Raw genomic sequence first — 13,322 nt, 5'->3', positions numbered from 1 at the left:
GACTTGTGGCGAAACGTCCCCGTTGATACAAGTGCCGCTTCGTCAACCCGCCCGTGAGCCCGATGACTCAGACCATATATGTCCTCAACGGCCCCAACCTCAACCTGCTTGGGGTCCGTGAACCGGAAATTTATGGCTACACCACCCTCAAGGACATCGAATCGACCTGCCGTACCCGCCTTGAGGGCACCGGCTATGATCTCGTCTTCCGCCAGAGCAATCATGAGGGCGAACTGATCGACTGGATTCACGAAGCACGCGAGAAAGCTTGCGCGCTGATCATCAATCCGGCGGGTTACGGCCACACCTCCGTGGCGCTCCTCGATGCGCTGAAAGCCCTCAGCATACCGGTCATCGAGTGCCACCTGTCCAACCCTCAGACCCGCGAGCCTTTCCGCCATCACTCTTATGTGTCACTGGCGGCCAAAGGCATTATTGCGGGTTTCGGCGTGTTTGGTTATGAACTGGCGATTCAAGCCGCCCAGTCCATGACAAATAAGGCCTAACTCAGTCTTTTCCCGGGAAAAGACGGCATACAAGGTTATTACATGACGACTTCCAAAACCCCAGCCGATCCGATCGATCCGAAGCTGGTGCGCAAGCTGGCCGACATCCTCAAGGAAACCGATCTGTCGGAAATCGAGGTCGAACAAGGCGAGCTGAAAATCCGCGTCGCGCGTCAACTGACCGCCGCCCCGGCCGTGTCCTACGTCGCGGCGCCGCAAAGCCCTGCACCCGCACCCGCCGCTGCCGCCCCACAGGCCGTGCCCGCTGCGACTCCTGAAACGGCAGCCGCACCGGCCGGCGCCCCCAAGGACGCCATCAAGTCGCCCATGGTCGGCACGGTTTACCTGTCGCCGCAGCCCGGCGCGCCTGCCTTCATCAAGGTCGGCGACAAGATCAAGCAGGGCCAGACGCTACTGATCGTCGAAGCCATGAAGACCATGAACCCGATCCCGTCGCCGCGCGAAGGCACGGTGGCCCAGATTCTCGTCAGCGACGCCCAGCCGGTCGAATTCGGCGAAGCCCTCGTCGTTTTCGAGTAAGCGTCAGATGAAAACCTTCGACAAGATCCTCATCGCCAATCGCGGCGAGATCGCGCTGCGCGTCATCCGCGCCGCCAAGGAAATGGGCATCGCCACCGTCGCCGTGCATAGTGAAGCCGACGCGTCGGCCATGCACGTCCACCTAGCCGACGAAAGCGTTTGCATCGGGCCGCCGGCGGCGTCCAAGTCCTACCTCAACATCCCGTCGATCATCGCGGCCGCTGAAATCACCGGCGCCCAGGCGATCCACCCGGGTTACGGCTTTTTGTCGGAAAATGCCCGCTTCGCCGAGATCGTCGGCGCCCACGGCATGACCTTCATCGGCCCCAAGGCCGAGCACATCCGCGTCATGGGCGACAAGATCAGCGCCAAGCAGACGGCCAAGGATTCGGGCATCCCCGTGGTCCCGGGCTCCGACGGTGGCGTCTCCTCGGTCGAGGAAGCCATGGCGGCGGCCGAAACCATCGGATTCCCCGTCCTGATCAAGGCGGCGGCCGGCGGCGGCGGACGCGGCATGAAGGTCGCCAAGGACAAGGACGCCTTGGCCGAAGCGGTCATGAGCGCCCAGACCGAGGCCGCCGCGGCCTTCGGCGACGGTACGGTCTATATGGAGCGCTATCTCCAGAAGCCGCGCCATATCGAAATCCAGGTGATCGCCGACAGCCACGGCAATGTCTGCCACCTGGGCGAACGCGACTGTTCCTTGCAGCGCCGCCACCAGAAGGTGCTGGAAGAAGCGCCCTCACCCGTCATCGACAAGGCGGCGCGCGACAAGATCGGCATGACCTGCGTCGACGCCATCAAGAAGATCGGCTATCTCGGCGTCGGTACTATCGAGTTCCTCTATGAGGACGGCGAGTTCTTCTTTATCGAAATGAACACCCGTCTTCAGGTTGAACACCCGGTCACCGAATACGTCACCGATATCGACCTGGTGCGCGAACAGATCCGCATCGCCGAAGGCCATCCGCTGTCGTTCAAGCAGTCGGATATCGACATCCGCACCCATTCGATCGAAGTGCGAATCAATGCTGAAAACGCGCGTACTTTCGTGCCGTCGCCCGGCACGGTCACGGACTTCCATGCCCCGGGCGGCTTAGGGGTGCGTCTCGATTCGGCCATGTATAACGGCTATTCGATCCCGCCCTACTACGACAGTCTGATCGGCAAGCTGATCGTCCACGGCCGCGACCGGCCCGAAGCCCTGGCCCGCCTCAAGCGCGCCCTGGGCGAGACGGTCGTCACCGGCATTGACACGACGATCCCGCTGTTCCTCGACCTGCTGGGTGAGAAAGACATCCAGACCGGCGATTACAACATCCACTGGCTGGAAAAGTGGATCAAATCGCAGGAAGCGCACTGATCAACGACGCGCCTGTAAAATTATAAAAGCCCTGTGTGAACCGCAGGGCTTTTTTCTTGTCTTCCGATGCATTGATCCCCTGCTGCCGCGTGATAGTGTTAACGCAGACCGTGGGGCTGCGGTCAGGAAACAGGGACAGGGATAGGGAATGGCGCGCAAGGCGAAAGGCTCCGGCAAGGCGGCGTCGCAGCTGGTCGATGACCTGGCGACGTCGCTGGATGGCGACCGCATCACGGTCGGCACCCTGCTGAAGCATCTCGAAGGCCGGGGCCTGGGGCTCATCCTGCTCATCCTGTCCCTGCCCATGTGCGTCCCGAACATTCCGGGCATTTCGACCCTGTTCGGCCTGTTGCTGCTTGGGCCGTCGTTCCAGATGATCTTCGGCAACAAGACGCTGTGGATGCCGGGGTTCGTCAAGCGCTGGTCGTTCAAGGGTAACGACCTGCGCAAGGCCCTGCGTGCCTGCGGCAAGCTGCTGCATAAGCTGGAGTATCTCGCCAGGCCGCGTCTGACGGCCCTGACCAGCCGGCCCGGCATGTTCTATGCCGGCCTCCAGACGCTTGTCATGGCGCTGGTCCTTCTGCTGCCCATGCCGGGCGCCAATTTCCTGCCCGGTATCGCTGTCGCCTTGACCGGCCTTGGCGTTTTGCAGCGCGACGGTATCTTCATGCTGGCGGCGATGGCGGTAGCGGCCGGCACTCTTGTCTTTGTGTATATGTTCGGCAAGTACGCCATCGAGGTCGTCGTGCGGATGTATGAGCGCTATGTCGGCCTGCTCTACGAAATCTGGCTGTCGCTGGGGATTCAGATTCCCGAACTTTCCTTTTGATAGCTTCGATTTCCACTTGGAAATTTTGTGGGAAATCAGGCTAGATCGCGTCTCTTTCTCTGCTGCGACCAAGCCTTGCCAAGCTTTACCCTCGACGACCTGATCAACTGCTATCGCACCGGCGTGTTCCCGATGTCGGACCGGCGCGACGACGAATACCTGTTCCTGGTCGATCCGCCGCTGAGGGGCGTTCTGCCGCTCGACGGCTTTCACATCCCGTCACGGCTGGCGCGGACGGTGCGCAAGGACGACTATGTCGTGCGTATCGACACGGCCTTCCAGCAGATCATCGAGCTGTGTGCCGAAAGCGCAGATGACCGGCCGTCGACCTGGATTTCGCATTCGATCCAGGCGCTGTACCAGGCCTTGTTCGGCCGGGGGTTGGCGCACAGCGTCGAGGTCTGGCGCGACAATGAACTGGTCGGGGGGCTTTATGGTGTGGCGATCGGCGGCGCCTTCTTCGGCGAAAGCATGGTGTCGCGCGCCACCGACGCGTCTAAAATTGCTTTGGTGCATCTGGTGGGAAGGCTGCGCGCGGGCGGGTTTACGTTATTGGATTGCCAGTTCCAGACCGACCATCTGCGTCAGTTCGGCGTAGTTGAGTTGCCGAAGACCGAGTATCTGAAACTATTGGCCAATGCCGTCGATGAGAAGGCCGATTTCTACGCCTTGCCCGGCGCGACACCCGGGCGCGAGATTATGAAGCTGCTGTCCGGTTGTTAAGAGAAGGGTGTCCACAGATTACACAGATTGCACAGATTATGCCTGAGCAGGTGGCGCTTGAATTGCCCATTGGTTGCCGGAAATGACGGCGCCTTGCGCCGTCGTCATCCGATGATGATTGCGCAGGGCGACGTCCCAAAACGCGAATCATCTGTGCAATCTGTGTAATCTGTGGAGACTCTTGCGTCCGAGGCCGCGAACGCAGACCTACGACTTCGGAGCCGCAGCAGGTGCCGCCGGGGCCGGAGCCGCCACAGCGACGGGTGCGGCCAAGGGCTTGCGGCAGGCAATCACCCAGGCGTCGTAGATCGGGTGTTCCAGCGGGTTGAGGCTGGGCGTTGAGGCATAGGTCCAGCCGCGGAAGATTTCCTTGGAGCGTACGGTCTGCGTGTTGTTCGCCGCCGTCACCGGATTGGTCCGGACCTGCATATAGGCGATGACATCGGCCATGGGCTCGTCATCGGCTGAGGTCTCGCACGCCTTGATCGTATAGATCAGGCCCTTGTAGCGCACGGGCTGCCCGATCGGCGCCTCGAAGCGCACGCTTTCCGACGAGATCTTGTCGAGCGCCTCGATAATCGCCACGCCGTAGCGCGGGCGCTTGGCGCGGGCGTAAGAGGGAACGCTGGTTGACGAAGACGACGACTGGGCGTGCTGGCGCGGCGCGGCCGATGAAGCCTGGGCCGAAGCCGACGACGGATTGAACGGCCGCAGTTCGGTTTGCGGCGCCGGGCTGACATAGGCAGGGTCCTGGCTGCCCTGAGACTGGGGCGCGGCCTTTACCTGCTCGGCGGCGGGCCTGGCGGAAGGGCGCGACGGCTTCTTTTCCGGCACATAGGGTTTGTATTCGACGCCGTCGACATAATAGGGCTGACGGTCGTAATCGGCATTATCGACATAGTTGGGACGGTCGCGGTCACGGTCACCACGCGACGGCGGGGCGACCTGCGCGATCACGGGGACAACCGCACACAGCGCCGCCCCGGCCAGCAGGAATGCTGCCAGGCGCGAGCGCGACATGTGCGGCAGTCCCTTGCTCATGCTACGGTTTCCATGCCTCGTAATCACCGGTCGACGCCTGGCGCTCGCCCTCGGCATTCAGCGAGCCGGTCGGGAAGCGCGCCAGCGGCGTGCCGCTCATGTTCGGCATGTGCGGCAGTTCCCAGGCCTTGCGTGGCAGGGGCTGCTCCGACGGCGGTGTGTCGTAGATATAGTGCATCCAGCCGTGCCAGTCGGGCGGGATCTTCGAGGCGTCGGCATAGCCCTTGTAGATCACCCAACGGCGCTTACGGCCGGCGTCGTACGAATTCTTGGCCGTACGGTCTTCGTAGTACTTGTTGCCGAACTCGTCGCTGCCGACCAGGCGGCCACGCTTGCCGATGGTGAACAAGGTGCCCAGCGTCGCGCCGCTCCACCACAGAAAAACCTTGTCGAGCAAGATCAAAACCCTCTCAAACCGGAACCGGCGTCCCGTACACGTCAAAGGCAGTTATAATAAGCCGGCCGCGCAAGGTAAAGGCGCGCCTATGCCGCACATGGAAATAATTTCGCCTGAGGCGGAATGGTTCGACATCAATATATTGTGGACGACTTTGCATTTTCCCACCAGATTTATTGAAGCTTCGCGTGGATGGCGATAGCTTGGTCCAATTGCGTGAACCCCCGGGAGGTTGTCATGGCCTTTTTAACCCCTGCCCTTAGCCGCCTGAGCACGGTCGGCGACCTGGAATCGCGGGTTATTGAACGGTCTGAGGCCTTTATCGAGGTCATCTGTCCGCGCAGCCTGACGTCCGCGCAGGCCGAAGCCTGGCTCGACTGGGCCGAATCACTTGCGCACGATCTGCCGTCCGGCACCTGGGCGCGCGCCGGTGACGCCGACAGCGATGCTTTTGGCGGGGCGACCGCCGATTACGCGCATCGTCTGGCACAATGGGGGCTGCGGCTGGGCCATTTCAGTGACCCGGACCAGGCGGCCGATTTCGCTGAAGCCATCGAAGCGACATTGCTGTCGGGCCTAGCTGCGCCGGCCGTGGCGCTGGCGTCCGGGCATCGCGTCCATCCGACCGCCGGCGATGTCGTGGCGCGCGCAGCTGAAACCGCTCCGCTCTATCTCGACGATCATGTCGGCCGCCAGACGCTGAATCGCCTGCTGCTCGATACGCGCGCCCAGACTTTGCGCGACGCCAATCAGACGCGGCTGGCCGAGGCGCTGCAGGAGATCCATAGCGCCGTCCAGCGCGCCGAAGGCGAGCACCGCGCCAGTCCCAAGCATAACACTGCCCTCGCCCGCGCCTGCGCCAAGGCAAGGCGTTTAGGCGCCAATGACGGGCTGATCGCGCGTCAGATCCTGCTCAGCCACTCCGGCGGCGCGCCTTGGCAAGTGGGTGAGGCTTCTGGTCCGCGAGCCGTCCGCCACCACGCCGTCATCGCCCAGCGCGACCTGGTCAGCGCCGGTGATCCGTCGGCCGTCCTGCTGGCCGAAACGGCGCTGGAGGCCTCGGGCGTCCACCTCGTCTTTTCGCCGTCGGACGCCGAAGCCGTCGAGGCCCAGAACGTCGCGCCCAAGGCCGCCATCCAGGTCGAGCGCTTCCTGATCGACGGCGTTTTCAGCGAAGACGCCTTTATCGACTGCGTGAACCTGTGGGTGCACGCGCTTGATATCGAAGCGTCTATTTCTTACGCCGCCTCTTCCGCGGATGCCCAGCGCCGTGCTTCGGAACGGCCCCTGGCCCTGACGATCGGCGGCCTGGCCGAAGCGGCGATGACGCAAGGCCTGTCGCTGCGCGGGCCGGAAGGGCTGGATTTTGCCGGCCACCTGTTCGCCCTGTTCGAAGCGGCCGCCGTCAACGCCTCGGCCGCATTGGCCGTGCGCATCGGCGCCTTCGATGGCTTTACCGCCGGCAAGGCCGAGCAGATCGACCGCCTGAGCCGCCAGCTCTATCAGGTAACGGCGTTGAACGGCGTGTCGGCCTTCAAGGGCCGCGCGCTCGACCTGCTGCAACAGGGCCTGAAGCTGGCCAAGAAGACCGGTCTGCGCAATGCCCAGGTGACGGCGCTCTATGCCGATGCCGAGCTGTCGCTGCGGTTGGGTGTTGGATTGGGCGACCAGCAGGTCGGCGATATCGCCACCTTCATGGAAAGCGACGATGGCCTGATGCTGCCGGTGCTGAAGGCCTGCGTCCTGTCGGGCATCAAGGTCATCGGGGTTGATACGACCCTGGTGCGCGATGCGCGACTGGGTCATCGCAACCTGGCCGACGCCCCGCATATCAATGATTTGAGCCTGAAGGCCAAGGGGTTGAGCGACTTCGAGACCGGCCGTCTGCATGAGGCTCTGGCCGAAAGCACCTGCTTGCGCGATGTCGTTTCGCTCAACCATCTCGACGCCAATTTCGTCCGTGATATCTGGGGTTTGAGCGAAGCGGACCTTGCCGATCCGGGCTTCGACCTGCTCAAGACCATGGGCTTTACCGCGGAGGAGATCAATGAGGCCGACGCCTACCTCTTTGGTACACGCGAGCTTGACGGGCTGAAGGCCGTCGATGACATGGCCTGGGCGCTGCTGGCGCCTTTGTCGATCAAGGCACGCCTGACCCTGCGGCAAAGACTGGATGTCCTGGTCGATTCGCCGTCCACGGCTCCGGTCGAGCTCCAGTGGGACCAGGGCGTGACGGACGCCATGAAGGTCTATTCGCTGGCCGCCGGCATCCAGCTGCGCAGCCTGTCGGTGGCGCGCGCCGATGCGCCGGAGGATTTCGCGCTCGATATCCCGGAAATGGAAGAAGCGCCAAAACGTGCGCCTGCGGTCGAAAAGGCCGCTTCGCCGCGCGTCGTCGAAAAGATCATCGAACGCGATCGCACGCGCCACAAGCTGCCCGACCGCCGCAAGGGCTATATCCAGAAGGCGGCCGTCGGCGGCCACAAGGTCTATATCCACACCGGCGAATATGGCGACGGGGCATTGGGTGAGATATTCATCGACATGCATAAGGAAGGCGCGGCCTTCCGGTCTTTGATGAACAATTTCGCCATCGCGATTTCGATCGGTCTGCAATACGGCGTGCCGCTGGAAGAGTTCGTCGATGCTTACGTGTTTACGCGGTTCGAGCCGGCCGGGCCGGTGACCGGCAATGACCGGGTGCGCTCGGCGACCTCGATCCTGGACTATATCTTCCGCGAGCTGGCGATTTCATATCTTGACCGCGAGGACCTCGCCAATGCCGATCCGGATGCGCTGAATGCAGATGGGTTAGGTGCCGGGGATAATCCGCCGGATGAGGCACTGCCCGCTTCGCAGTTGATTTCAAAGGGTTTTGCGCGTGGGACGGCGACTGGCAATCTGGTTGTTGTGCCGTTCGGGCGCAAGGCTGCCGCGGAAGCGGACCTTCGTGAATCGGTCGAGGAAGACGTGGAGAACGGATGAGCCGGTAAGGCCCCCACCACCACATCTCATTCGCCATCTGCCGATGGCTCACTCGTGCGGTCCCCCTCCCCAAATCTATTGGATTTGGGGAGGTAGATGCTGCAGCGATACCTACTTTAGTGCCATGCGATTTATGTAACTTACGTTCCTGCCTCCCCAAATCCAGTAGATTTTGGGAGGGGGACCGCGCCGTGGAGCGGCGTGGTGGTGGGGGCCTCTTGGTGGCCGTAAAGCGCTCACGGCACCTATCTTGCTCTGCCTTCCGCCAAACAGCGAAGGTGTTCCCTTATGAAACGTATCGTTCTCGCCATCCTGGCCCTTGCCGCCCTGTCAGCGCCCGCCTATGCGCAGAACGCCGGCCAGATCAGCCGCGCCCAGTCCGGCGCCAGCTGCCCGAAGTGCAACCTGTTCCAGGCCGACTTCAACGGCCGCGAACTGCGCAATAAGAACTTTGCCGGCGCCCGTTTGCGCCAGGCCGACCTGTCCATGGGCGTGTTCAACGGCTCGACCTTCGCCGGCGGCGACCTGCGCGACCTGGATGGCACCGCCTCGCTCTTCGGCCGCGTCAGCTTCGCCGGCGCCAACCTGACCAATGCCACCTTCGTCGGCGCCTACCTCGAAGGTGCCAATTTCAAGGGCGCGATCCTGGACGGCGTCAACTTCTCGGGCGCCGAGATGCGTTCGGCCACCGGCCTGACCCAGCGCCAGCTCGACCAGACGTGCGGTGACGAAGCGACCGAACTTCCGCGCGGCCTGCGCATCCCGGTCTGCACCCTGCGTTAATTCCAGTAACCGCCGCGTAAAAAGCCCGCCTGAGCGATCAGGCGGGCTTTTATCTTTAGGGTGCGATGTAAGGCCATCCGTCGCTATCGAAGGCCAGTTTGTTCAGGCCCAGCTTCGGCGCGCCGTTCGAAGCGCCATCATAATAGTGGTAGACCAGCATGGGCTGACCCGCCGCGTCGATGACGCTCTGGCCGCCCGGGCCCTTGATATTGCCATGGGCGCTCAACAGGATCGTGCCGCCGCCGTCCAGCAGGTTCAGCCCGCCGCGATCGAAGTACGGCCCCGTCGGCGACGTCGCGCGCCCGACCAGGACGCGATAGCGGCTGTTCGGGTTGCAGCACGGATTGGCCGAAGCAAAGTAGTAGTAATATTTCGTGCCGTTGACCGTGTAGGGGAAGATGAACGGACCTTCGACGCCGCCTGGGCGCTTGGCGATGTCATGGAAGGCCGTACCCTTGCGCAGGCCCGTAACCGGATCGAGCTCAAGGATGTGCATGCCGTCTTCCCACGAGCCGAAGATCATCCACCACTTGCCGGTATCGTCGACGAACGGCGCCGGGTCGATGGCGTTGTACTTTGTCGTGCAGCCCGGCCGTGTGCCGCAACTTGCGATGATTTCGCCGGCGTCGGTCCACGGACCGGTCGGGGTCGGGCCGGTCGCCAGCGCGATGACGGCTTCGGCGCCCATATTTGTGCCGGCGACGCCCGGCGTGCCATAGATCGGGATCGAATAGTAGTGGTAGTACTTGCCGTTGGCGAACATGACGCTTGGAGCCCAAAGATCGGTGCGCCCTCCGCCGCCGGTCGTGTTCTTTGACGCCCACCAGCTGAAGTCGGTGGCGAACGATCCCGTCGCGACCTTGGTGAAGGTGGTCAGGTCGGCCGAACTGGCCAGGGTATTGTGGGTGCCGAAGAGCCAGTAGGTGCCGGCGCTGTCGCGGATCAGGTTGGGGTCGTGGACATCGACGCCCGCGCCGGACACGGCCTTCGGCGCCGGATAGACGGCCGAGCCGGCCGTCAGCTGCCATTCCTGGGCATTGCCCGATGTGGCGCGGGCGCCTTGGGTGACGTTTGTTCCGTCGGTTTGCAGGTAGAGGTTCGAGCGGGCATTGCGGATCAGGTAGTTGCCATTTGTCAGTCTATACAGCGTCCACAAATGGTCGTTCGTGCCGTTGTCGGCCCATTGCACGGCTTCGGCATTGGCGGCGGTCGAGGCGTCCTTGATGCCCGCGACCTGGTGCGTCAGCATGTTTTCCAGCACATACTGGCTGCTGTCCATGGTGATGGCGTGCCACAGCAGTTCGCGGCCTGAGCCGTCGGCGCCGTGCGCCAGTTTCGCGCCGGCGGTCTGGCTGGCGCCCGCGATCGTCAGATACTGGCCGCTGCTGGCATTTTTTATCTTCAGCGTGACAGTATCATCGACGACGGCCACGGTGCCGGCCTCCGGACCCGCGGATGAGGACGATGCGCCGCCTCCTCCGCCGGAGCTTCCTCCGCCACCGCCGCCGCCTCCACAGGCGCTGATCACGACCGTGGAGGCGACGAGACACAGTACGGCGGCCAACGCCTGCCGTGTTCCCTTTTTCATAACACTACTCCCTGCTCTATCGGCTTTGCGCCTTATTTGTCCGACAAATTGATATAGTCAGACAAATTATCTGTCAAGGGGATCTTCTCGGGCGCGTTATGGGGTTTGGGGCCTGAGGCACCAAGTCTTTCTAAAACCAATGAAAAAGCCCGGCCCCGAAGGGCCAGGCTTTTTCGTTGGTATCAATAAGGTTTGTGGGTCCCAAGACGCTCTTTGGCCCCACGCCCCATAATTCGTCTGAGCAGATTACACCTTGATCGGCAAAGCCGTCCGGATATGCAGTTCCTTCAACTGCTTCTCCTGCACGCCCGACGGTGCGCTCATCATCACGTCCTGGCCCTGCTGGTTCAGCGGGAAGGCAATGACTTCGCGGATCGCCGTCTGGCCGGCCAGCAGCATGACGATGCGGTCAATGCCCGGCGCCAGGCCACCGTGCGGCGGCGCGCCGTACTTGAACGCATTAAGCATGCCGCCGAACTGCGCCTCGACCACGTCCTGGCCATAGCCGGCGATCTCGAACGCCTTCAGCATGATCTCCTGCTTGTGGTTCCGGATCGCGCCCGAACACAGCTCATAGCCGTTACAGACGATGTCGTACTGATAGGCCAGAATCTCAAGCGGATCCTTGGTCAACAGCGCGTCCATCTCGCCCTGCGGCATCGAGAACGGGTTGTGCGAGAAGTCGACCTTCTTTTCGTCCTCGTTCCATTCGAACATCGGGAAGTCGACGATCCAGCAGAATTTGAACTGGTCTTCATCGACCAGGTTCAGGTCGGTGCCGACCTTGGTGCGCGCCGAGCCTGCGAACTTGTAGAAAACCTTCGGGTCGCCGGCGGCAAAGAAGGCGGCATCGCCCTGCCCCAGACCCAGCGAGCTCATCAGTGCGGTCGTGGCGTCGGCGCCGAGGTTCTTGGCGATCGGGCCGCCCCATGCGCCCTGGTCTTCCGACCAGAAGATGTAACCCAGGCCCGGCTGGCCTTCGCCCTGCGCCCACGAATTCATGCGGTCGCAGAAGGCGCGCGAACCGCCCTTTGGCGCCGGAATGGCCCAGACAGCGTTGGAAGGCGTCTCAAGGATACGCGCGAACAGGCCGAAGCCGCCGCCGCGGAAGTGATCGGACACGTCCTGCATCTCGATCGGGTTGCGCAGGTCCGGCTTGTCCGACCCATACTTGGCGATCGATTCCTTGTAGGGAATGCGCACGAACGGATAGGAGGACACGCGCTTGCCTTCGCCGAACTCGGTGAACAGTCCGTGCATCAAGGGCTCGATGGCCGCGAAGACGTCTTCCTGCGTCACGAAGCTCATCTCGACGTCGAGCTGATAGAATTCGAGCGAGCGGTCGGCGCGCAGGTCTTCGTCGCGGAAGCACGGCGCGATCTGGAAATAGCGGTCGAAACCGGAAACCATCAACAGTTGCTTGAACTGCTGCGGCGCCTGCGGCAGGGCGTAGAACTTGCCCGGGTGCAGACGTGACGGCACCAGGAAGTCGCGCGCGCCTTCCGGCGACGAGGCTGTCAGGATCGGGGTCTGGTATTCGAGGAAGCCCTGGTCGACCATGCGGTTGCGGATCGACTGGATGACCTTGGAACGCAGGACGATGTTCTTGTGCAGGGTCTCGCGGCGCAGGTCGAGGAAGCGGTTCTTGAGGCGCAGCTCTTCCGGGTAGTCGGGCTCGCCGAAGACCGGCAGCGGCAGTTCGGCCGACTCGGACAGTATCTCTACATCATTGACGACGACTTCGATCGCGCCGGTCGGCAGGTTGGCATTAACGACCTCGGCGTCGCGCGCGACGACCGTACCGTCGATCCGGATGACGCTTTCGGCGCGCAGGCGCTCGACTTTTGCGAAACCGGGCGACGACGGATTGAACACCAGCTGGGTCAGGCCGTAGTGGTCGCGAAGGTCGATAAACAGCAGGCCGCCGTGGTCGCGCTTGCGATGAATCCAGCCCGAAAGGCGGACGGCCTGGCCCGCGTCGGAGGCCCTCAGGGCGCCGCAGGTATGTGAACGGTAGATGTGCATGTATCAATCCAGCCCATGGAAAATCAGGCGGCGAAGGGCACATGTTGCGCCCGCGTTGTCAAGACGGAAAGCGATATGGTTTCCGTGTTTTAGAGCATGCTCCGAAAAAGTGGAAACCGGTTTTTCGGACAAGCATGCGACCACTAACAAGCTGGACCGTACTGCGTTTCTTTCAAAACGCAGTACGGTCCGCCACCTTAAGGACCTCCGCCGCGACGGATGACGGCTGACGCGGCGGATGGTGCGGCGCCCAGCCTGCGCTACAACTCGCGGTATGGATGCGGTAAACCTCGACGACACGCACATCAAGGTGCGCTGGAAGGACCTGGAGGTCGCCTGGGACATGCTGGCGACGCCGGAGAAACAGGCGCAGGTCGCCGACACTCTGGCGGCGCTCAAGGTCATGAGCCGGAACGTCGGACCGGAAAAAATCGTATTCACCATGATCGCGGCGACCGCCTGGTTGACCGACGATGGGCCAGCCTTCCCGAAGGACTGGCAAGCCTGACAGGGCGGAAGGGCGAAGGCGCCGGACGTGTTGG

Annotated in this window: 12 protein-coding genes; 8 read left to right on the top strand and 4 right to left on the bottom strand. The window is 62.6% G+C overall.

All coding sequences use genetic code 11. The features are described from left to right. Positions 1-62 precede the first annotated feature (62 nt). From aroQ to aat, 5 genes are all read left to right on the top strand, one after another. Positions 63-506, top strand: a complete 444-nt coding sequence (gene aroQ, locus J2X24_RS03535; protein WP_209716757.1) for a type II 3-dehydroquinate dehydratase — start codon at positions 63-65, stop codon at positions 504-506. Between the two features lie 42 nt (positions 507-548). Continuing rightward, positions 549-1,046: an acetyl-CoA carboxylase biotin carboxyl carrier protein gene (accB, locus tag J2X24_RS03530; protein WP_209716753.1), complete on the top strand. Its 498-nt coding sequence runs from the start codon at positions 549-551 to the stop codon at positions 1,044-1,046. A gap of 7 nt (positions 1,047-1,053) precedes the next feature. Then, positions 1,054-2,409 carry an acetyl-CoA carboxylase biotin carboxylase subunit gene (gene accC, locus J2X24_RS03525; RefSeq protein ID WP_209716750.1) on the top strand — a complete coding sequence of 452 codons (1,356 nt, stop codon included), beginning with the start codon at positions 1,054-1,056 and terminating at the stop codon, positions 2,407-2,409. 148 nt (positions 2,410-2,557) lie between these two features. Further along, on the top strand, positions 2,558-3,238 hold the full coding sequence (locus J2X24_RS03520; protein WP_209716747.1) for an exopolysaccharide biosynthesis protein: 681 nt from the start codon (positions 2,558-2,560) through the stop codon (positions 3,236-3,238). A gap of 75 nt (positions 3,239-3,313) precedes the next feature. Beyond that, on the top strand, positions 3,314-3,961 hold the full coding sequence (gene aat / locus J2X24_RS03515) for a leucyl/phenylalanyl-tRNA--protein transferase (protein WP_209716744.1): 648 nt from the start codon (positions 3,314-3,316) through the stop codon (positions 3,959-3,961). Between the two features lie 207 nt (positions 3,962-4,168). Here aat and J2X24_RS03510 read toward each other — a convergent pair whose 3' ends face one another. Both J2X24_RS03510 and J2X24_RS03505 read right to left on the bottom strand, forming a co-directional pair. Beyond that, positions 4,169-5,002 (bottom strand): DUF2155 domain-containing protein, encoded by an 834-nt coding sequence (locus J2X24_RS03510; protein ID WP_245344429.1) that lies wholly within the window; start codon positions 5,000-5,002, stop codon positions 4,169-4,171. Position 5,003: 1 nt separating this feature from the next. Further along, on the bottom strand, positions 5,004-5,399 hold the full coding sequence (locus J2X24_RS03505; RefSeq protein WP_209716741.1) for an NADH:ubiquinone oxidoreductase subunit NDUFA12: 396 nt from the start codon (positions 5,397-5,399) through the stop codon (positions 5,004-5,006). Positions 5,400-5,636: 237 nt separating this feature from the next. Here J2X24_RS03505 and J2X24_RS03500 point away from each other — a divergent pair, with 237 nt between their 5' ends. Continuing rightward, a complete protein-coding gene (locus tag J2X24_RS03500) occupies positions 5,637-8,384 on the top strand; it encodes a TSCPD domain-containing protein (protein ID WP_209716738.1) in 2,748 nt (915 codons plus the stop codon). A 288-nt stretch (positions 8,385-8,672) separates the two neighbouring features. Further along, a complete protein-coding gene (locus J2X24_RS03495) occupies positions 8,673-9,167 on the top strand; it encodes a pentapeptide repeat-containing protein (protein ID WP_209716735.1) in 495 nt (164 codons plus the stop codon). Positions 9,168-9,222: 55 nt separating this feature from the next. Here J2X24_RS03495 and J2X24_RS03490 read toward each other — a convergent pair whose 3' ends face one another. Both J2X24_RS03490 and aspS read right to left on the bottom strand, forming a co-directional pair. Next, on the bottom strand, positions 9,223-10,755 hold the full coding sequence (locus J2X24_RS03490; protein WP_209716732.1) for a family 43 glycosylhydrolase: 1,533 nt from the start codon (positions 10,753-10,755) through the stop codon (positions 9,223-9,225). Between the two features lie 246 nt (positions 10,756-11,001). Beyond that, positions 11,002-12,780 (bottom strand): aspartate--tRNA ligase, encoded by a 1,779-nt coding sequence (gene aspS, locus J2X24_RS03485; RefSeq protein ID WP_209716729.1) that lies wholly within the window; start codon positions 12,778-12,780, stop codon positions 11,002-11,004. 274 nt (positions 12,781-13,054) lie between these two features. Here aspS and J2X24_RS03480 point away from each other — a divergent pair, with 274 nt between their 5' ends. Beyond that, positions 13,055-13,288, top strand: a complete 234-nt coding sequence (locus tag J2X24_RS03480; protein WP_209716726.1) for a hypothetical protein — start codon at positions 13,055-13,057, stop codon at positions 13,286-13,288. Positions 13,289-13,322: the final 34 nt, after the last annotated feature.

It is taken from the genome of Asticcacaulis solisilvae, from assembly GCF_017875235.1.
Classification (GTDB): domain Bacteria; phylum Pseudomonadota; class Alphaproteobacteria; order Caulobacterales; family Caulobacteraceae; genus Asticcacaulis; species Asticcacaulis solisilvae_A.
The sequence above is the reverse complement of the archived record's forward strand: the minus strand, read 5'-3'. Positions and strand labels throughout refer to the sequence as shown.